This is a genomic window from Comamonas resistens, from assembly GCF_030064165.1.
GTDB classification, from domain to species: Bacteria; Pseudomonadota; Gammaproteobacteria; order Burkholderiales; family Burkholderiaceae_C; genus Comamonas; species Comamonas resistens.
Map to the genome: position 1 here is coordinate 190,506 of NZ_CP125947.1, position 17,926 is coordinate 208,431.

15 protein-coding genes are annotated in these 17,926 nt (G+C 65.5%); 10 read left to right on the forward strand and 5 right to left on the reverse strand.

What is annotated here, in order from left to right:
- Nucleotide 1: 1 nt before the first annotated feature.
- The 4 genes from recQ to QMY55_RS00830 all read right to left on the reverse strand — a co-directional run bounded on the left by recQ (nt 2) and on the right by QMY55_RS00830 (nt 5,252).
- The gene (gene recQ / locus QMY55_RS00815; protein ID WP_283486836.1) at nt 2–1,909 is read right to left on the reverse strand and encodes a DNA helicase RecQ; all 1,908 of its coding nucleotides are present in this window, start codon (nt 1,907–1,909) and stop codon (nt 2–4) included.
- Nucleotides 1,910–2,049: 140 nt separating this feature from the next.
- Nucleotides 2,050–2,781, reverse strand: coding sequence for a histidine utilization repressor (gene hutC, locus QMY55_RS00820; protein WP_283486837.1), 732 nt, complete (start codon nt 2,779–2,781; stop codon nt 2,050–2,052).
- 55 nt (nt 2,782–2,836) lie between these two features.
- Nucleotides 2,837–3,988, reverse strand: coding sequence for an acyl-CoA dehydrogenase family protein (locus QMY55_RS00825; protein ID WP_283486838.1), 1,152 nt, complete (start codon nt 3,986–3,988; stop codon nt 2,837–2,839).
- A gap of 43 nt (nt 3,989–4,031) precedes the next feature.
- Nucleotides 4,032–5,252: a CaiB/BaiF CoA transferase family protein gene (locus tag QMY55_RS00830; RefSeq protein WP_283486839.1), complete on the reverse strand. Its 1,221-nt coding sequence runs from the start codon at nt 5,250–5,252 to the stop codon at nt 4,032–4,034.
- A gap of 93 nt (nt 5,253–5,345) precedes the next feature.
- On the opposite strand from QMY55_RS00830, the gene QMY55_RS00835 reads away from it, so the two are divergent.
- From QMY55_RS00835 to hutH, 6 genes are all read left to right on the forward strand, one after another.
- The gene (locus QMY55_RS00835; protein ID WP_283486840.1) at nt 5,346–6,239 is read left to right on the forward strand and encodes a LysR substrate-binding domain-containing protein; all 894 of its coding nucleotides are present in this window, start codon (nt 5,346–5,348) and stop codon (nt 6,237–6,239) included.
- Between the two features lie 314 nt (nt 6,240–6,553).
- Complete coding sequence (locus tag QMY55_RS00840; RefSeq protein ID WP_407650677.1) at nt 6,554–7,489, forward strand: ABC transporter substrate-binding protein; 936 nt, start codon at nt 6,554–6,556, stop codon at nt 7,487–7,489.
- A gap of 55 nt (nt 7,490–7,544) precedes the next feature.
- Nucleotides 7,545–8,366: an ABC transporter permease gene (locus QMY55_RS00845; RefSeq protein WP_283486842.1), complete on the forward strand. Its 822-nt coding sequence runs from the start codon at nt 7,545–7,547 to the stop codon at nt 8,364–8,366.
- Nucleotides 8,366–9,145, forward strand: coding sequence for an ABC transporter ATP-binding protein (locus QMY55_RS00850; protein ID WP_283486844.1), 780 nt, complete (start codon nt 8,366–8,368; stop codon nt 9,143–9,145). Before QMY55_RS00845 ends, QMY55_RS00850 begins: the two co-directional genes overlap by 1 nt.
- Nucleotides 9,146–9,171: 26 nt before the next feature.
- On the forward strand, nt 9,172–9,942 hold the full coding sequence (gene hutC / locus QMY55_RS00855) for a histidine utilization repressor (RefSeq protein WP_283486845.1): 771 nt from the start codon (nt 9,172–9,174) through the stop codon (nt 9,940–9,942).
- A gap of 64 nt (nt 9,943–10,006) precedes the next feature.
- Nucleotides 10,007–11,563, forward strand: a complete 1,557-nt coding sequence (hutH, locus tag QMY55_RS00860) for a histidine ammonia-lyase (RefSeq protein ID WP_283486846.1) — start codon at nt 10,007–10,009, stop codon at nt 11,561–11,563.
- A 140-nt stretch (nt 11,564–11,703) separates the two neighbouring features.
- Here hutH and hutC (QMY55_RS00865) read toward each other — a convergent pair whose 3' ends face one another.
- Nucleotides 11,704–12,429 (reverse strand): histidine utilization repressor, encoded by a 726-nt coding sequence (hutC, locus tag QMY55_RS00865; protein ID WP_283486847.1) that lies wholly within the window; start codon nt 12,427–12,429, stop codon nt 11,704–11,706.
- A 146-nt stretch (nt 12,430–12,575) separates the two neighbouring features.
- Here hutC (QMY55_RS00865) and QMY55_RS00870 point away from each other — a divergent pair, with 146 nt between their 5' ends.
- From QMY55_RS00870 to hutI, 4 genes are all read left to right on the forward strand, one after another.
- On the forward strand, nt 12,576–14,039 hold the full coding sequence (locus QMY55_RS00870; protein WP_283486848.1) for a purine-cytosine permease family protein: 1,464 nt from the start codon (nt 12,576–12,578) through the stop codon (nt 14,037–14,039).
- Nucleotides 14,040–14,085: 46 nt separating this feature from the next.
- A complete protein-coding gene (gene hutU / locus QMY55_RS00875; RefSeq protein WP_283486849.1) occupies nt 14,086–15,804 on the forward strand; it encodes a urocanate hydratase in 1,719 nt (572 codons plus the stop codon).
- Between the two features lie 143 nt (nt 15,805–15,947).
- On the forward strand, nt 15,948–16,514 hold the full coding sequence (locus tag QMY55_RS00880) for a HutD/Ves family protein (protein WP_283486850.1): 567 nt from the start codon (nt 15,948–15,950) through the stop codon (nt 16,512–16,514).
- A gap of 128 nt (nt 16,515–16,642) precedes the next feature.
- Nucleotides 16,643–17,905 carry an imidazolonepropionase gene (gene hutI / locus QMY55_RS00885; RefSeq protein ID WP_283486851.1) on the forward strand — a complete coding sequence of 421 codons (1,263 nt, stop codon included), beginning with the start codon at nt 16,643–16,645 and terminating at the stop codon, nt 17,903–17,905.
- Nucleotides 17,906–17,926: the final 21 nt, after the last annotated feature.

Sequence of the window (17,926 nt, forward strand, 5' to 3'; positions counted from 1 at the left end):
GTTACACGCCAACCACCCTCAGCACCTCGGCGCCATAGGCCTCCAACTTCTTGGCACCCATACCGCTCACGCCTTGCAGGTCCTGCAACGATTGCGGATTGAGCTCGGCAATCGTCGCCAGCGTGGCATCGTGGAAGATCACATAGGCGGGCAGATTGTGCGACTTGGCCACTTCGGCGCGCCAGGCCTTGAGGTTGATGAAGCGCACCTGGGCATCGGGCCCCAGATTGATGGCCGCCGCATTCGCCGCCGACTTCTTGCTCTGCTTCTTGCTGCGCGATGCGGCCACGGCCTCGCGTAGCTGCACGGTCACCTCGCCCTTGAGAACGGCGCGCGAGCCGGGGGTCAGGCATAGCGTGTCGAACACATGGCCACTGTTCTCGCTGACCACCTTGTGCAGGCCCAGGGCGCCCGTGGCCAGCAACTGGCGCATCACGGCGCGCAGCTGCGGCTCGCTGTATTCCTTGCCTATGCCGAAGGTCGATACCTTGTCATGGCCGTACTGAGCAACCTTTTCGGTCTCCTTGCCGCGCAGCACATCCATGATGTGGCCCGCGCCATAGGTGAGTTTGCTGGCTTCGTGCACGCGGAAGATGGTGGACAGTAGCTTGCGCGCCGCATCCGTGCCATCCCATAGCGCAGGTGGCTCCAGGCAGTTGTCGCAGTTGCCGCATTCGGTCCTGGCCACGGCCTGCAAGGGGCGGCCTTCGCTGGCCGGACCCAGGCCGTACTGCTCGCCGAAATAGGCCAGCAGGCGCACGCGGCGGCAGTCCGTGGCTTCGGCCAGGCCCAGCAGCGCATCTAGCTTGCCGCGCATCACCTGCTTGAATTCTTCCTCGGCCGGGCTTTCGTCGATCATGCGGCGCTGGTTGACCACGTCGGACAGGCCATAGGCCATCCAGGCGTCGGCCGGCAGGCCGTCGCGGCCCGCGCGCCCGGTTTCCTGGTAGTAGCCTTCGATATTCTTGGGCATGTCCACATGGGCCACAAAGCGCACATCGGGCTTGTTGATGCCCATGCCGAAGGCAATCGTGGCGCACATCACCACGCCTTCCTCGCGCAAAAAACGGTCCTGGTGGCTCTGGCGCATGTCCTGGGGCAGGCCCGCGTGATAGGGCAGGGCATTGATGCCGTTCTGCACCAGGGTCTGGGCCAGCTCCTCGACACGCTTGCGCGACTGGCAATAGACCACGCCGGCCTCGCCCTCGTGCTCGCGCTCGATGAAGCGCAGCAACTGGTTCGTGACGTCTTTTTTTTCGGCGATCTTGTAGCGGATATTGGGCCGGTCGAAGCTGCTGATGAACTGCTGCGCGGCCTCCAGGCGCAGGCGCTCGATGATGTCGGCGCGCGTCAGCGCGTCGGCCGTGGCCGTGAGCGCGATGCGCGGCACACCCGCATAGCGCTCGTGCAGCACCGTCAGTGCCCGGTATTCGGGGCGGAAGTCATGACCCCACTGGCTCACGCAATGCGCTTCGTCGATGGCGAACAACGACAGCTTGCCCTGGGCGTGCAGATCGTCGAGCAGGCCCAGAAAGCGCGGCGTGTTCAGGCGCTCGGGCGCCGCATAGAGCAAGGTGATGTCACCGCTTTGCAGGCGCAGCTCCACCTCGCGGGTTTCGTCGTAGCTGAGGGTGGAGTTCAGATAGGCAGCGCTGATGCCGGCCTCGTGCAGCGCGCCGACCTGATCGTGCATCAGCGCAATCAGCGGCGAGACCACGATGCTCACCCCATGGCCCAGCTGCTGACGCGCAATGGCCGGCACCTGATAGCACAGCGATTTGCCGCCGCCCGTGGGCATGAGCACCAGCGCATCGCCACCCGCGATCACATGCGAGACGATGGCCTGCTGCGGGCCACGAAATTGCTCGTAGCCAAAGACGGCTTGCAGAATGGATTGCGCGGAAGACACCGGGTACTCTTTAAACAATAGCTGAAAGCGCTTGATCCTATTGGGTTAGAGGTCGTTTTTCCTCTAAGCCTGCAGCGCAAAAAATAGCGCCTATTGTGCGCTGCGCGGGGCAGAGCTGCCCATGGCGGGTTATGAGAGGCTCAGGCCGAGCCGACCGCCGAAGGGGAAAAATGTGCGTCCAGTTCGTACAGGTCGGCGGGAAAGGTCAGCCGTACAAAGGTGATGGGCAAACGCCCGGTCCAGGTGCAGCGGTCTATGACCAGGCAGGGAAAGCCTGGGGCCACCTTGAGCAGGCCCGCCGTTTCTGCGCTGGCCGCTTCGGCGCGGATGCGGTGCTCGGCCGAGCTCCAGGGCACATGGTTGACCATCCAGGAGCTGGGGCTTTGCTCCGTGAACATCTCCTGCTCGGCATCCGGTACGGCTTCGAGGTTGATCAGGCGGTCCTCGATACAGAATGGGCGCATCCCCGCCATATGCAGGCATAAGGCATGCACCACGGAGCTGGTCTTGGACATGCGCATGGCGTCCATGTCTTCGCGCGTGCTCCGGCGCTGGAGACGGCTGAGCAACTGGCTGGTATATTCCTGCCCCATGCCCAGCACCACCTGGCGCAGATCGGGAATCTCCAGCACGGCAGAGCTGGTATGAGGCCGCGTGACAAAGCTGCCTGCCTTGCGCTTGCGCTCCAGCAAGCCAGCCTGGGCCAACTGTGTCAGCACCTTGTTGACCGTCATGCGTGAGCAGCCGTAGTGCACGGTAAGCTCCATCTCCGAGGGGATGCGGAAACCCGGCGGCCAGCGGCCGCTGAGAATGTTCTGCTCGATCTCGGTGAGGATTTTTCCGTGCAGCGACATGGCGGAGTGTTTATCCATGCGGCAATTACACCAGCAAACACCCCGGTATCGGCATCATGGCAAAAATTTGCGCTCACACCCCCTGAAGAACCGAGCGCGCGATGATGGTGCGCTGGATCTCGGAAGAGCCCTCGTAGATGCGCAGAATGCGCGCGTCGCGCACATAGCGCTCCAGTGGCATCTCACGCGTGTAGCCATAGCCGCCGTGGATCTGCAGCGCTTCGTCGGTCACGAAGCCCACCATTTCCGAGGCGTAGAGCTTGGCCATGGCCGACTGCTGGGTGAAAGGCTGGCCGGCCTGGCGCAGGGCAAGTGCCTGCATGGTCAGGCCCCAGGCCGCTTCGAGGCGCAGCTTCATCTCGGCCAGCTTGAACTGAATGGCCTGCTTGGTGGCGATGGGCTCGCCGCCGACCAGGCGCTGATTGGCCCAATCGACTGCCGCCATGAGCGCGGCCTCGGCAATGCCCAGCGAGGTGGCGGCCACATCGAGGCGGCTGTTGTCCAGCACCTTCATGGCGATCTTGAAGCCCGTGCCTTCGGCCCCCAGTCGGTTGGCTGCGGGCACGCGCACGCCGTCCAGCGACACCTCGAAGGCATGGCCGCCGCGTATGCCCATGAGCTTCTCGGGCGAAGACACCTGGATGCCAGCCAGATCGCGCGGCACGATGAAGGCGCTGACGCCGCGCGCGCCGGCCTCCAGGTCCGTCTTGGCAAAGACCACCATGAAGGCCGCTTCCGCGGCGTTGGAGATAAAGTGCTTGACGCCCGTGATCACGTACTCGTCGCCATCGCGCACAGCGCGGGTGCGCATGTCCGCAGGGTGGGAGCCGCCGCGCGGCTCGGTCAGCGCGAACGCGGCCAGCCACTCGCCGCTGGCGCAGCGCGGCAGCCATTGCGCCTGCTGCTCGGCGCTGCCGCCGAGGTGAACCGCATCCGTGCCCAGGTAATGGGCACCGATCATGGACGAGGTGGCCGCGCAGGCACGCGAGATGGCCACCAGCGACATCAGCATGGCCGTGGGCGTCACGCCCGGGCCGCCCAGGGACTCGGGCAGGTTCATGCCCATCACGCCCAGCGCCGCCAGGCCCGGCACATGGCGGGTGGCGGAAAACGCCTCCTCGTCCATGGCCTGGGCCACGGGGGCCAGGGTTTCGTCGGCAAAGCGCGCCACGGCGTCGGCAATGGCCTGGTCGTCCTCGGTGCTTCCCAGTCTCAGAAAGTTCATATCGTTAGCTCGCAAGGTGAAAAGTGGATTCGCGGGTCAAGCGTCAATGCGCGGGGCCCAGGGCGCCGGCCTCGCGCAGCGCGGCTATGGCCTCGCCGCTGCGGTTCAGCCAGCTCGAAAGCAGCAGCTCGGTGTGTTCGCCCAGGGCGGGCGCACGCTGGGCGCGGTTGGCGCAAGCGCCGTTGAAATGAACAGGCTGGGTGGGCAGGCGCAGGCCGGGCAGGCGTTCGTCGTCGACCTCGCGCAGCAGGCCGCGCGCCTGGATCTGCTCGGACTCGAGCGCCTGCGCTATGTTCCAGATCGGCGCCACGGGCACGCCCGCGGCCTCCAGCCTGGCCACCACCTCGGCCACCTCGTGCTGCATGGCCCAGCCCTCGAGCGCGGCGCGCAGCGCTGGCTCGTGGGCAGAGCGGCTCTCGTCCGTGGCAAAGCGCGGGTCACCCGCCAGCTGCGGCAGCTCCATGGCCTGCACCGTGGCGTCGAACAGCTTCTTGTTGAGCACGGCCAGCGCAAAGTGGCCGTCGCGCGCTTGGTAGACGCCGAACGGGGCCGACAGCGGATGGCGGTTGCCCACGCGCCGCGCGGGCTGGCCGGTGAACAGATAGCGCGACATGGAGGTGGCCAGAAACGTCAGCGTGGTGTCGAACATGGACACGTCCACATGCTGGCCCTCTCCAGTGCGCTGGGCCTGCAGCAGCGCGGCCAGCGTGGCCCAGGAGGCGAACAGGCCAGCCACCACGTCGCTGACGGCCTCGCCCACCAGCGTAGGGGCGCCCTGGGGCTCGCCCGTGGCTTCCATCAGCCCGCTCATGGCCTGCACGATGATGTCGTAGGCCGGGCGGTGGGCCAGCGGGCCGGTCTGACCGAAGCCCGAGACGCTCACATAGACCAGCCGGGGATTGAGGGTGCGCAGCGCCGCTGGCCCAATGCCCAGGCGCTCGGCCACGCCGGGGCGGAAGTTCTCGACCACCACATCCACCTGTTGCGCCAGTTCATGCACCACGGCCACGGCCTGCGGATGCTTGAGGTCCAGCACCAGGCTTTGCTTGTTGCGGTTCATCACCGTGAACAGCGCGCTCTGGCCGTTCCTCATGGGGCCTATGGCGCGGTAGTCGTCGCCCTGGGGCGGCTCCACCTTGACCACTTCGGCGCCCAGGTCGGCCAGCAAGGCCGTGGACATGGGGCCGGCCAGGACCCTTGTGAAGTCCAGGATGCGGATGCCGTCCAGCGGGAGCGGCTTGGATAGGGTTTGGGCAGCGGTCATGGGATTGCGTGTCGGGCCTGAAAAGAGGGTCCATGCTGCGCCGATATCGAATCAATGGAAAATATTCATTTCACATGCATTGAATTCAAAAAATTGATTCATCTCAATCTGCGCCAGCTCGAATACTTCGTGGCCGCGGCCCGCCATGGCAGCACCTCCAGGGCGGCACAAGCCATCAACGTCTCCCAGCCTTCGATCTCCAAAGCCATTGCCGATCTGGAGCTGCAATGGAAGGAGGTGCTGTTCGTGAGAAAGCATGCCAAGGGGCTGGATCTGACGGCTGCGGGCGCGAGCCGCAGCCAGGAGGCCATGGCGCTGCTGGCCGCCGCCGAAAAGCTGCAGCAGCGCCGCCAGCACGGCCTGGCCGGCGTGCTGCGCCTGGGCTTTCTGAGCACGCTGGGCGCGCTGTGGATTCCGCAGATCCTGACCCAGATGCAAAAGCGCCATCCCGACATCCGGCTGGAGCTGGTCGAGGGCGATATCGCCTCGCTCACCCGTCAGGTGGAGCAGGGCGAGCTGCACGCGGCGCTGCAGTACGGGCTGGGACTGGAGAGGCCGGGCCTGAGCACCCTGGCCGTCGCGGCCTTGCCGCCCTATGTACTGCTGCCACAGCGCCATCCGCTGGCAGCGGCGGCCAGCGTGAGCGTGGCCGAGCTGGCACGTTCACCCCTGCTGCTGATCAATCTGCCGCAGAGCCGCGAGTACTTTCTGTCCCTGTTCCGCGAAGCCGGCGTCACGCCCACGGTGAGCTATGAGTTCTCGTCGCTGGAGCTGCTGCGCTCCATGGTGGCCAACGGGCATGGGGTCAGCATTCTGACCACCCGCCCCGCCGTGGATCGCACCCATGACGGCAAGCGCCTGGTCTGCAAGCGCATCAAGGGCCGGGTGGCCAAGCAGCCCGTGGTGCTGTCCGTGCCCAGCAGCAATGCCTCGCCGCTGATTGCACCGTTTCTGAGCGTGGCCAGAAGCGTGATCGCACCGCAATAGGGCCGCCCGCCGGCTTTCCACCCCGCTGCGCCGGCCTCTTCGGGCGCGGCCGGGGCGCAGGCAAATTGGCACGCGGCTTGCAAAGACAACGGTGTCGGCTTGGCAGTTCTACCGGTTAACCCTGTGCTCTTCGTCAGTCTCGGGTAAGCCTGTATATACATGACTGCACAACAAAAACACACTGCGTTGTCCGTACTGCCTGCCAGGCCGACAAACCCATTTCTGCAATCTTGCTACTCACCCTGATCGAGGAGGGTCTTATGACATCGACAAACCCATTGCGTCGCATCCCCGCCTGGCCAACCGCACTGCAAATGGCGCTGGTTTCCGCTTGCCTGGCCGCCGCCGCACCGCAGGCCGGGGCCCAGGAAACCAAGATCGTGCTAGGCATGTCCGGCTGGACCGGCTTTGCGCCGCTGACCCTGGCCGACAAGACCGGAATCTTCAAGAAAAACGGCTTGAACGTCGAGCTGAAGATGATTCCGCAGAAGGACCGCCACCTGGCACTGGCCTCAGGCGCCATCCAGTGTGCCGCGACCACCATCGAAACCCATGTGGCCTGGAACACCAACGGCGTGCCGATTGTCCAGCTCTTCCAGATGGACAAGTCGTACGGCGCCGACGGCATTGCCGTGCGCAACGACGTCAAGAGCTTTGCCGACCTCAAGGGCAAGACCGTGGCTGTGAGCGCGCCCGGCACGGCCCCCTACTTCGGCCTGGCCTGGATGCTGCACAAGAACGGCATGACCATGAAGGACGTGAAGACCGTGTCGCTGGAGCCACAGCCAGCGGCCCAGGCCTTTGTGGCAGGCCAGAACGACGCGGCCATGACCTATGAGCCCTATCTGTCCACCGTGCGCGCCAACCCCGCGGCCGGCAAGATCCTCGCCACCACCATCGACTACCCCATGGTGATGGACACCGTGGGCTGCGATCCCAAATGGCTCAAGGCCAATGCCCCCGCCGCCAAGGCCCTGGCCCAGTCCTATTTCGATGCCGTGGCCATGATCGCCGCCGACAAGGACAAGAGCTACGAGATCATGGGCGCGGCCGTCAAGCAAAGCGGCGAGCAGTTTGGCAAGTCGGCCTCCTTTCTCAAGTGGTCGGACAAGGAAGCCAACCAGAAGTTTTTCGCCAATGACCTGGTTCCCTTCATGAAGGAATCGGCCGTTATTCTCAAGGAAGCCGGCGTCATTCGCAGCATCCCCGAGAACTATGGCGTCATGTACGACGCCAGCTTCATCAAGTAAGCGCGAGGCTCCCATGGAAGCGGTATCCCCTTCTGTTCACTCTGCACCCCCCACCATGACCAAGGTGATAACGCCTTCCGTGTCCCCGGTACGCAAACGCCGCATGGCTCCGCTGGAGCCTGTCAGCCCCACGATGAAATGGGTACTGGGCACCGGTTTCTTCGTGCTCTTCGTCGTGATCTGGTCCACCGTCACGCTGGGCGGCTTTGTCTCGCCCACCTTCCTGGCCAGCCCCATGACCATGGTGCGCGAAGGCATCACGCTGTTCACCGAGTACGACTTCCTGCACGACATAGGCATGACGGTGTGGCGCGTCATGGGCGGCTTCATCCTGGCCTCCATCGTCGCAGTCCCTCTGGGCATCGCCATGGGCGCCTGGAAACCCGTCGAAGCCTTTTTCGAGCCCTTTGTCTCGTTCTGCCGTTACCTGCCGGCCTCGGCCTTCATCCCGCTGCTGATCCTCTGGGCCGGCGTGGGCGAGACGCAGAAGCTGCTGGTGATCTATATCGGCTCGGTGTTCCAGATCACGCTGATGGTGGCCGTCACCGTGGGCGGCGCGCGCAAGGACCTGGTTGAGGCGGCCTATACCCTGGGCGCCAGCAATACCGGCATCGTGCGCCGCGTGCTGATTCCAGGTGCCGCCCCCGGCATTGCCGAGACACTGCGCCTGGTGCTGGGCTGGGCCTGGACCTATGTGATCGTGGCCGAGCTGATCGGCTCGTCCTCGGGCATAGGCCACATGATCACCGACAGCCAGGCCCTGCTCAATACCGGCCAGATCATCTTCGGCATCATCGTCATCGGCCTGATCGGCCTGGTGTCCGACTTCATCTTCAAGACGATCAACCGCCGCATGTTCGAGTGGAGCACTCTGTGATGAATCTTTTGTCCATTCAAGGTGTATCGCGCACCTTTACCAGCCATAAAGGCACCCAGACCCAGGCTCTGTTGCCCGTGGGCTTCGAGGTGCGCGAGAACGATTTCGTCACCATCCTCGGCCCCTCGGGCTGCGGCAAGTCGACCATGCTGCGCATCGTGGCGGGGCTCGATTTTCCGACCACGGGCCAGGTCCTGCTGGACGGCCAGGCCATCGACGGCCCCGGCGCCGACCGTGGCATGGTGTTCCAGAGCTATACGCTGTTCCCCTGGCTGACCGTGGCCCAGAACATCCGTTTCGGCCTGCGCGAAAAAGGCGTCTCCGAAGCCGTGCAGAAGGAGCGCAGCGACTACTTCATCGCCAAGGTGGGCCTGCGCGGCTTCGAGAACCACTTCCCCAAGCAGCTCTCGGGCGGCATGCAACAGCGCACGGCGATCGCCCGCGCGCTGGCCAACGACCCCAAGATCCTGCTGATGGACGAACCCTTCGGCGCGCTGGACAACCAGACCCGCGTGGTGATGCAGGAGCTGCTGCTGGGCATCTGGGAGGCCGAACGCAAGACCGTGATGTTCGTGACGCACGACATCGACGAGGCCATCTTCATGGCCAACCGTGTCGCGGTCTTCAGCGCCCGGCCCGGCCGCATCAAGGCCGACATTCCCGTGAACCTGCCCCATCCCCGGCACTACACCGTCAAGACTTCGCCGGAGTTCATGGAACTCAAAGCCCGGCTGACGGAGGAAATTCGCGCCGAAGCCCTTGCGGCTGCAGCACACTGAGGGCTGTTCCAACTCTGTCTGCCCCCATGACTTCCCGTGCCGCCCCCTCCCGCTCCGCTGCCAGGTCCGGCCGCGACCTGCCCGTCGCGCTGTACCAGCAGGTCAAGGACCATGTGCTGCAGAAGATCGGCAACGGTTCGCTGACCGCCGGCGCGCGCGTGCCTTCCGAGCAGGAACTGGTGCAGGAGTTCGGCGTGGCCCGCATGACGGTCAACCGCGCGCTGCGCGAGCTGGCCGAGCAGGGCGTAATCGTGCGGGTAGCCGGCGTCGGCTCCTTCGTGGCCGAGGAAAAGCCCCAGTCCACGCTGCTGCGCATCGCCAATATCGGTGAGGAGATCACGCAGCGCGGGCACGACCACCGCTTCGAGCTCATCAGCATGCGCCGCGCCTCGGCCTCGCCCGAGGTGGCGGCGGCGCTGGACCTGGCCGTGGGCGCTTCGGTCTTCCACCTGCAGGGTGTGCATTTCGAAAACGAGGTGCCGGTGCAGCTCGAGGACCGCTATGTGAATCCGCGCCTGGTGCCGGACTTCATGGAACAGGATTTCTCGGCCGTCCAGCCCTCGGTCTATCTGGTGCGCAACGTGCAGTACGACCAGATCGAGCATGTGGTCGACGCCATCCTGCCCACCGCGGAGCAGGCGCACTGGCTGCAGATGGCAGCCGACCAGCCCTGCCTGATGCTGACACGCCGCACCTGGCTGCGCGGCGTCCCCATTACCTGGGTGCACTGCGTGCATCCGGGCATGCGCTACCGGCTCGGTAGCCGCTTCCGCACGGACCCGGTACACGGCGGCTGAAGAACGCTGTAGAAAGATCTATGCGGGGTTTTTTGACTTCTCAACTGTATAGACAGGTATAGCCATGAACACCATCACCACTCCAGGAATTTCATCTTCCAAGCTGGAACTGCGTCCCGGTCAGGTCACGCTGGCCCAGCTGCGCGCCATCCAGAGCGGCGGTGTACAGCTGAGCATGGCGGCTTCGGCCTACGAAGCCATGCGTGCAGCCCAGGCCCATGTGCAGCACATCGTGGACGAGGACCAGGTGGTCTACGGCATCAACACCGGCTTCGGCAAGCTGGCCTCGACCAAGATCGCCCACGACCGTCTGGCCGAACTGCAGCGCAACCTGGTGCTGTCGCACAGCGTGGGCACGGGCGAGCCGCTGCCCGACCATGTGGTGCGCCTGGTCCTGGCCACCAAGGCCGTGAGCCTGGCACGCGGCCATTCGGGCGCCCGGTCGGCCCTGGTCGACGCGCTGCTGGCCCTGGCCAATGCCGACGTGCTGCCCGTGATTCCGGCCAAGGGCTCGGTAGGCGCCTCGGGCGACCTGGCGCCGTTGTCGCACCTGGCCTGCGTGCTGATCGGCGAAGGCCAGGCCAAAGTCAACGGCAAAGTGGTATCGGGCCGTGAAGCCATGAAGCACATCGGTCTCGAGCCTTTCGTGCTCGGCCCCAAGGAAGGCCTGGCCCTGCTCAACGGCACCCAGGTGTCCACTTCGCTGGCTCTGACCGGTCTGTTCCAGGCCGAAAGCGTGCTGGCCGCGGGTCTGGTGGCAGGCTGCCTGACGCTGGAAGCCATTCAGGGTTCGATCAAGCCTTTCGATGCGCGCATCCACGAGGCGCGTGGTCAGCTGGGCCAGATTGCCGTGGCCGCCGCCGTGCGCGAACTGCTCGACGGCAGCGCCATCGACCCCTCGCACCCCAACTGCGGCCGTGTGCAGGACCCGTACTCCATCCGCTGCGTGCCCCAGGTCATGGGTGCCTGCCTGGACAACCTCGGCCACGCGGCGCGCGTGCTGGCAACCGAGGCCAATGCGGCCTCCGACAACCCGCTGGTGTTCGACAACGGCGACGTGATCTCGGGTGGCAACTTCCATGCCGAACCCGTGGCTTTTGCGGCCGACATCATCGCGCTGGCGATCGCCGAGATCGGCGCCATCTCCGAGCGCCGCATGGCCCTGCTGCTGGACACCGGCCTGTCGCGCCTACCGGCCTTTCTGATCGAGGACAGCGGCGTGAACTCAGGCTTCATGATTGCCCAGGTCACGGCCGCCGCGCTGGCCGCTGAAAACCAGTGCCTGGCCAACCCCAGTAGCGTGACCAGCCTGCCCACCTCGGCCAACCAGGAGGACCATGTCTCCATGGCCACCTACGGTGCGCGCCGCCTGGCCGACATGGCCAGCAACACAGCCGTGATCGTGGGCGTGGAGGCCATGGCCGCCGCGCAGGGCATGGATTTCGACCGCCGGCTCAAAAGCTCGGCGCTGATGGAGGAGCAATACGCGCTGATCCGCAGCAAGGTGGCCTATCTGGACAAGGACCGCTATCTGGCGCCCGACATCGAGACCATGCGCCTGTGGGCGCTGGAAACCGACTGGCCCGCCGCGCTGCAGCGCATTCTGCCGAGCACGCTCTAAAGCTGCTGCCTACGACCCACACCGCAAAAATTGCCAGCGCCCCAGGCCAGGGGCGCCGAGCAAGAGCCTCAGCCGGCCGCACCGCCTCGCAGCGAGGGCGCCGTCCCCCTCGGGGAAGCGGCGCAGCCGCCCAGGGGGCATCAAAAGCTCCCGGTGAACTTGTAGCGGGAGGCAGGATGCCACAGTGCCGACACCGAAGCCACCTGGCCCTGGGAGCGCGTGGCACGGCGCAGCACCAGGCAGGGCTCGCCGGTCTCCATATGCAGCAACTCGGCCACGTCGGCGGCGGGCATGCTGGCCTCGATGGCGAACTGCACGCCCTGCAGCGGTGCCACGCGCGTCAGGTAGGCGTTGGGCGTCTGGCTGGCGAAGTCCTGGGTCAGGTAGTCGGGCGCGACCGCAGGATTGACGTAGCGATCCTCGACCTGGATGGGCACGTCGTTCTCGAAGTGCACCACCACCGAATGGAACAGGGTCTGGGCGGTGGACAGCTCGAACTGCCGCAGCAGGGCCGCATCGGCGCGGCAGCGCTCAAGCTTTTGCAGCTCGCCGCGGTGCCTGTGGCCGCGCGCCGCGATCTCGTCGGCGATGTTGCGCAGTTGGACCAGGGTGGACTGGTATTTCTGCTGGGCCACGAAAGTGCCCGAGCCCTGCACGCGCGTCAGCGTCTGCTCGTCGCTGAGCTCGCGCAGTGCGCGGTTGACCGTCATGCGTGCCACCTCGAACTGCCTGGCCAGGGCCGCTTCGCTGGGAATGGCATCGCCTTCCTGCCAAGTGCCGCTGTGGATCTGCTGCAGCACATAGTCTTTGATACGTTGGAAGGCCGGAACGGCCGCCGGAGATGGCGCACGAATGGGGCTGGGCATAGGGTTTGTTCGGATCAGAAAACCTGTATAGACGATTGACGGTGCGGGGAGTAAAACACAAAATTGGTCTATACAACTCTAGATGAATTACCTAGAAGTTGTATGCACATAAAAGCACCCAGAGGGAATGACGGAGCATCCATCCCATGAGCATTGAGACAAACGCGCCGGTTTCGACCGGTCCCATCGAAACCCGAACCATAGACATGGTTCCCGAGCGGGAGCGCCACGGTTCGCCCTCCAGCCAGTTCACCCTCTGGTTCGGTGCCAATATGCAGATCACGGCCGTGGTCGACGGCGCCCTGGCCGTGGTCTTCGGCGCCGAGGCCACGACGGCCATACTCGGCCTGCTGATAGGCAACATCCTCGGCGGCATCGTCATGGCGCTGCACTCGGCCCAGGGCCCGCGCCTGGGCCTGCCGCAGATGATTTCCAGCCGCGTGCAGTTCGGCGTCAAGGGCGCGGCCCTGCCTCTGCTGCTGGTCATCCTCATGTACCTGGGCTTTGCGGCCACGGGCACGGTGCTCTCGGGCCAGGCCATCAATCTGATGTTCGGCTTCAGCACCCCGGCCGCCGGCATCATCATCTTCGGCGCGCTGACAGCCCTGGTGGCCGTGGTCGGCTACAAGCTGATCCACGTGGTGGGCCGCATCTCCACCGTGGTCGGCATCCTGGGCTTCGGCTACCTGGCCTGGCAGCTGTGCCACCAGTACGACGTGGCCAGCGCCTTCGGCCAGAAGCCCTTCACCTGGACCAGCTTTCTGACGGCCATGGCCCTGTCGGCCGGCTGGCAGATGACTTTCGCGCCCTATGTGGCCGACTATTCGCGCTATCTGCCGAGCAAGACCTCGACGGCCGCCACCTTCTGGACTACCTTCGGCGGCAGCGTGATCAGCGCCCAGCTGGCCATGACCTTCGGCACGCTGGTGGCGGCCCTGGGCGGCAACTTCATCAAGAACCAGGTCGGCTTCCTGGGCGAGCTCGCGGGCCCGCTGGCCGTGGTGATCTATCTGGTCATCGTGACCGGCAAGCTCACGGTGAACTGCCTCAACGCTTATGGCGGCGTCATGACCATGCTGACCACGGTCAGCGCCTTCAACGACAAAAAGCAGTTCTCGCCCGCCACCCGCCTGGTCTACATCCTGGGCTTTGTGCTGCTCACGGTGCTGGTGGCCCTGCTGGCCAGCTCCAACTTCCTGGCCACCTTCAAGAACTTCGTGCTGCTGCTGCTCACGGTGTTCGTGCCCTGGAGCGCCGTCAACCTCGTGGACTACTACCTGATCTCCAAGGAGAAGGTGGACATCCCCGCGCTCTACAACAGCCAGGGCCGCTACGGCGCCTACAACGGCGTGGCCCTGTTCAGCTATGTGCTGGGCATCGTCGTGCAGATCCCGTTCATCAACCAGGCCATGTACGAAGGCCCGCTGGCCAAGGCCATGGGCGGCGCCGACATCTCCTGGATCGTGAGCCTGATCGTCACCTCGCTCGTCTACTACCCGCTGGCCAAGAAGACCATGAAGGTCCCCGACCAGATGATTTACCCGGCCGATCAGGCCGGCACCTCCAACAGCAGCGGCAAGGCCGCCTACCTGAACACCGCATCCGCCTGAGCCACAGGGCCGAGCTTTTCACCGTTTTTTCATGAAGGATCAGACCATGAACGCCAACGACGCCATCCTCCAAGCCGCAGCCGATCCCCGCTACGACGCCAGTCGCGTCATCCGCGCTCCCCACGGCAGCCAGCTGCATTGCAAGAACTGGCTGGCCGAGGCCGCCTACCGCATGCTGCAGAACAACCTGGACCCCGATGTGGCCGAGAACCCCAAGGCCCTGGTGGTCTACGGGGGCATCGGCCGCGCGGCGCGCAACTGGGAATGCTTTGACGAAATCCTGGCCCAGCTCAAGAAGCTGGAGGCCGACGAGTCGCTGCTGATCCAGTCGGGCAAGCCCGTGGGCGTGTTCAAGACCCATCCCGACGCACCGCGCGTGCTGCTGGCCAACTCCAACCTGGTGCCCAAGTGGGCCACCTGGGAGAAGTTCAACGAGCTGGACCAGAAGGGCCTGTTCATGTACGGCCAGATGACGGCCGGCAGCTGGATCTACATCGGCAGCCAGGGCATCGTGCAAGGCACCTTCGAGACCTTTGTCGAGGCCGGCCGCCAGCACTACAACAACGACCTGACCGGCAAGTGGATTCTCACGGCCGGCCTGGGCGGCATGGGCGGCGCCCAGCCCCTGGCCGCCACCTTGGCCGGCGCTTGCTCGCTGAACATCGAGTGCAAGCAGAGCAGCATCGACTTCCGCCTGCGCACCCGCTATGTGGACAAGCAGGCCAAGGACATCGACGACGCGCTGGCCCTGATCAAGCACCACACCGAAAAGGGCGAGGCCGTCTCCATCGCCCTGCTGGGCAATGCGGCCGAAATCCTGCCCGAGCTGGTCAAGCGCGCCAAGGCCGGCGGCCCTCGCCCCGACATTGTGACCGACCAGACCTCGGCCCACGACCTGATCAACGGCTACCTGCCCGTGGGCTGGACCGTGGCGCAGTGGGAAGCCGCTGCCGCCGACCCCGGCCAGCATGCGCGCCTGAGCAAGGCCGCCGCCCAGGGCTGCGCCCAGCATGTGCAAGCCATGCTGGACTTCCAGGCCATGGGCATCCCCACGGTGGACTACGGCAACAACATCCGCCAGGTGGCGTTCGACGAAGGCGTGAAGAACGCCTTCGACTTCCCCGGCTTCGTGCCCGCCTATATCCGCCCGCTGTTCTGCGAGGGCAAGGGCCCGTTCCGCTGGGTAGCGCTGTCGGGCGATCCCGAGGACATCTACAAGACCGACGCCAAGATCAAGGAGCTGTTCCCCGAGAACAAGCATACCCACCGCTGGCTGGACATGGCGCGTGAGCGCATCGCCTTCCAGGGCCTGCCCTCGCGCATCTGCTGGCTGGGCCTGGGCGAGCGCCACAAGGCGGCCCTGGCCTTCAACGAGATGGTCAAGAACGGCGAGCTCAAGGCCCCCATCGTCATCGGTCGCGACCACCTGGACTGCGGCTCCGTGGCCAGCCCCAACCGCGAAACCGAAGCCATGAAGGACGGCACCGACGCCGTCTCCGACTGGCCGCTGCTCAACGCCCTGTTGAACACGGCGGGCGGCGCGACCTGGGTCAGCCTGCACCATGGCGGCGGCGTGGGCATGGGCTACTCCCAGCATGCGGGCGTGGTCATCGTGGCCGACGGCACCGACGAAGCCGCCAAGCGCCTGGGCCGCGTGCTGTGGAACGACCCGGCCACGGGCGTGATGCGCCATGCGGATGCGGGCTACGAGATTGCCGTGGAGGCGTCCAAGCGCCATGGGCTGAACTTGCCGATGGTGAAGTAATCACCCCCTGAGGCGCTGCGCGCCTTCCCCCCTCTCTCTACGCGCTGCGCGCTAGGGGAGGGGGACGGTGCCTTCGCCGCGAGACGGCTCTTGCTCGGCACCTCTGAGTTGGGGCGCGCCAGTTTTTACGGATATCTACCCTCATGCAACGCTTTGACCTGAACCAGATTGCGCCCAGCCCGTGGAAGAACGGGGGCGGCAGCACGCGCGAGATCGTGTGTTTTCCGCCTGGAGCAGGCATGGACAGCTTTGCTTGGCGCATCAGCGTGGCGATGATTTCCCAGGCGGGGCCGTTTTCGGCATTTCCGGGCATAGACCGGCAGATCATGCTGCTGGACGGCGACGGGGTGCAGTTGGTCAGCGCCGCGGCGGGCATAGACCATGCGCTGCAGCAGCGCTGGCAGCCGTTTGCGTTTTCTGGCGATGTGGCGCTGGACTGCAGCCTGCTGGGCGGCACGTCCACCGACTTCAACGTCATGACGCGGCGCGGCCAGTGGTCGGCCGAGGTGAGCATTCATGACGCCGCGGTACGGCCGGGTCGCAGTGCCGCGGGCCTTTGCCTGGTGCTGCAGGGCGGCTTTGTCCAGGGCCGGACCCTGCTGCAGGCCGGCCAGGGCCTGTGGTGGGACGCTGCCGAGGATGCCGAGCCTTTGCTGCCTCATGATGCACACAGCCGGCTGGTGCTGGTGAGCCTGCACCAGGCCGCATAGGCTGCTATTCAAAAAAGAGCTTCCGGCGCTAGGTACATAGGTCATTGGATATGAAATCCTTCTGAAACCAATGCACAACCAGCGCTGGAAGCTATCGAATCAGAGAATCATTCAAAGGAACCCATGCCATGACGCAAGCCGCAAAGCCTCACACTTCCGCCGACGGGCGCTGGCTCAATCTGCGTCTGGCGCCCGAGTTGTTCGCGGCCGATGTGCCGCTGGCCGATGGGCAGCCGGCCTGCATCGTGGTGCAGCAGGGCCGCATCGTCTGGGTGGGTCCGCAGGACCAGGTTCCCGCCGTCTACGCCGGCCTGCCCGCCCATGACGGCGGCGCACGCCTGGCCACGCCGGGCCTCGTCGACTGCCATACCCACCTGGTCTATGGCGGCGAGCGCGCCAACGAATTCGCCATGCGCCTGGCCGGCGCCACTTACGAGGAAGTGGCCAGGGCCGGCGGCGGCATCGTCTCCAGCGTCAAGGCCACGCGCGAAGCTTCCGAGGAAGAGCTGATCGCCCAGGCCTTGCCGCGCCTGGATCAGCTGCTGGCCGAGGGCGTGACCGCCATCGAGATCAAATCGGGCTACGGCCTGTCACTGGAGCACGAGCGCAAGCAGCTGCGCGTGGCGCGCCGCCTCGCCGAGCTGCGCGGCGTGACCGTGCGCACCACCTTTCTCGGCGCCCATGCGCTGCCGCCCGAGTACGCGGGCAAACCTCAAGGAAGCCAGGACTACATCGACCTAGTCTGCCGCGACATCATGCCCGCGCTGGCTGCCGAAGGCCTGATCGACGCCGTGGACGTGTTCTGCGAGCGCATCGCGTTTTCGCTGGCCGAGACCGAACAGGTCTTTCAGGCCGCACAGGCGCTGGGCTTGCCCGTGAAGCTGCATGCCGAGCAGCTGTCGAACATGGAAGGCGCGGCGCTGGCCGCGCGCTATGGCGCTCTGTCCTGCGACCATATCGAGCATCTGTCCGAGAACGGCATCGCCGCCATGCGGGATGCGGGCACCGTGGCCGTGCTGCTGCCCGGCGCCTTCTACACGCTGCGCGACACAAAGCTGCCGCCTATCGACGGTTTGAGGGCCGCCAAGGTCCCCATGGCCGTTTCCACGGATCACAATCCAGGTACCTCCCCGGCTCTGAGCCTGCTGCTCATGGCCAATATGGCTTGCACGCTGTTCAGGCTCACGGTGCCCGAGGCCCTGGCCGGCATTACCCGCCATGCGGCGCTGGCCCTGGGCCTGCAGCACGAGCAGGGCCTGATCGCCGCGGGCCGGCCTGCCAACTTCGTGCTGTGGCCGGTGCGCCATGCGGCCGAGCTGGCCTACTGGTTCGGCTACAAGCCCGATTGCACCGTGGTGCGCCAGGGCCGGATCGCCCGGACCGGCGGCTGAGCACGGGGAGCCTGAAAGGCT

Bases quoted from the DNA above. Each gene is read 5' to 3' on its own strand.
- hutC (WP_283486837.1), bottom strand. From the start codon at position 2,781: ATGGATAAACACTCCGCCATGTCGCTGCACGGAAAAATCCTCACCGAG.
- QMY55_RS00825 (WP_283486838.1), bottom strand. From the start codon at position 3,988: ATGAACTTTCTGAGACTGGGAAGCACCGAGGACGACCAGGCCATTGCC.
- QMY55_RS00830 (WP_283486839.1), bottom strand. From the start codon at position 5,252: ATGACCGCTGCCCAAACCCTATCCAAGCCGCTCCCGCTGGACGGCATC.
- QMY55_RS00840 (WP_407650677.1), top strand. From the start codon at position 6,554: ATGGCGCTGGTTTCCGCTTGCCTGGCCGCCGCCGCACCGCAGGCCGGG.
- QMY55_RS00845 (WP_283486842.1), top strand. From the start codon at position 7,545: ATGACCAAGGTGATAACGCCTTCCGTGTCCCCGGTACGCAAACGCCGC.
- QMY55_RS00850 (WP_283486844.1), top strand. From the start codon at position 8,366: ATGAATCTTTTGTCCATTCAAGGTGTATCGCGCACCTTTACCAGCCAT.
- hutC (WP_283486845.1), top strand. From the start codon at position 9,172: ATGACTTCCCGTGCCGCCCCCTCCCGCTCCGCTGCCAGGTCCGGCCGC.
- hutH (WP_283486846.1), top strand. From the start codon at position 10,007: ATGAACACCATCACCACTCCAGGAATTTCATCTTCCAAGCTGGAACTG.
- hutC (WP_283486847.1), bottom strand. From the start codon at position 12,429: ATGCCCAGCCCCATTCGTGCGCCATCTCCGGCGGCCGTTCCGGCCTTC.
- QMY55_RS00870 (WP_283486848.1), top strand. From the start codon at position 12,576: ATGAGCATTGAGACAAACGCGCCGGTTTCGACCGGTCCCATCGAAACC.
- hutU (WP_283486849.1), top strand. From the start codon at position 14,086: ATGAACGCCAACGACGCCATCCTCCAAGCCGCAGCCGATCCCCGCTAC.
- QMY55_RS00880 (WP_283486850.1), top strand. From the start codon at position 15,948: ATGCAACGCTTTGACCTGAACCAGATTGCGCCCAGCCCGTGGAAGAAC.
- hutI (WP_283486851.1), top strand. From the start codon at position 16,643: ATGACGCAAGCCGCAAAGCCTCACACTTCCGCCGACGGGCGCTGGCTC.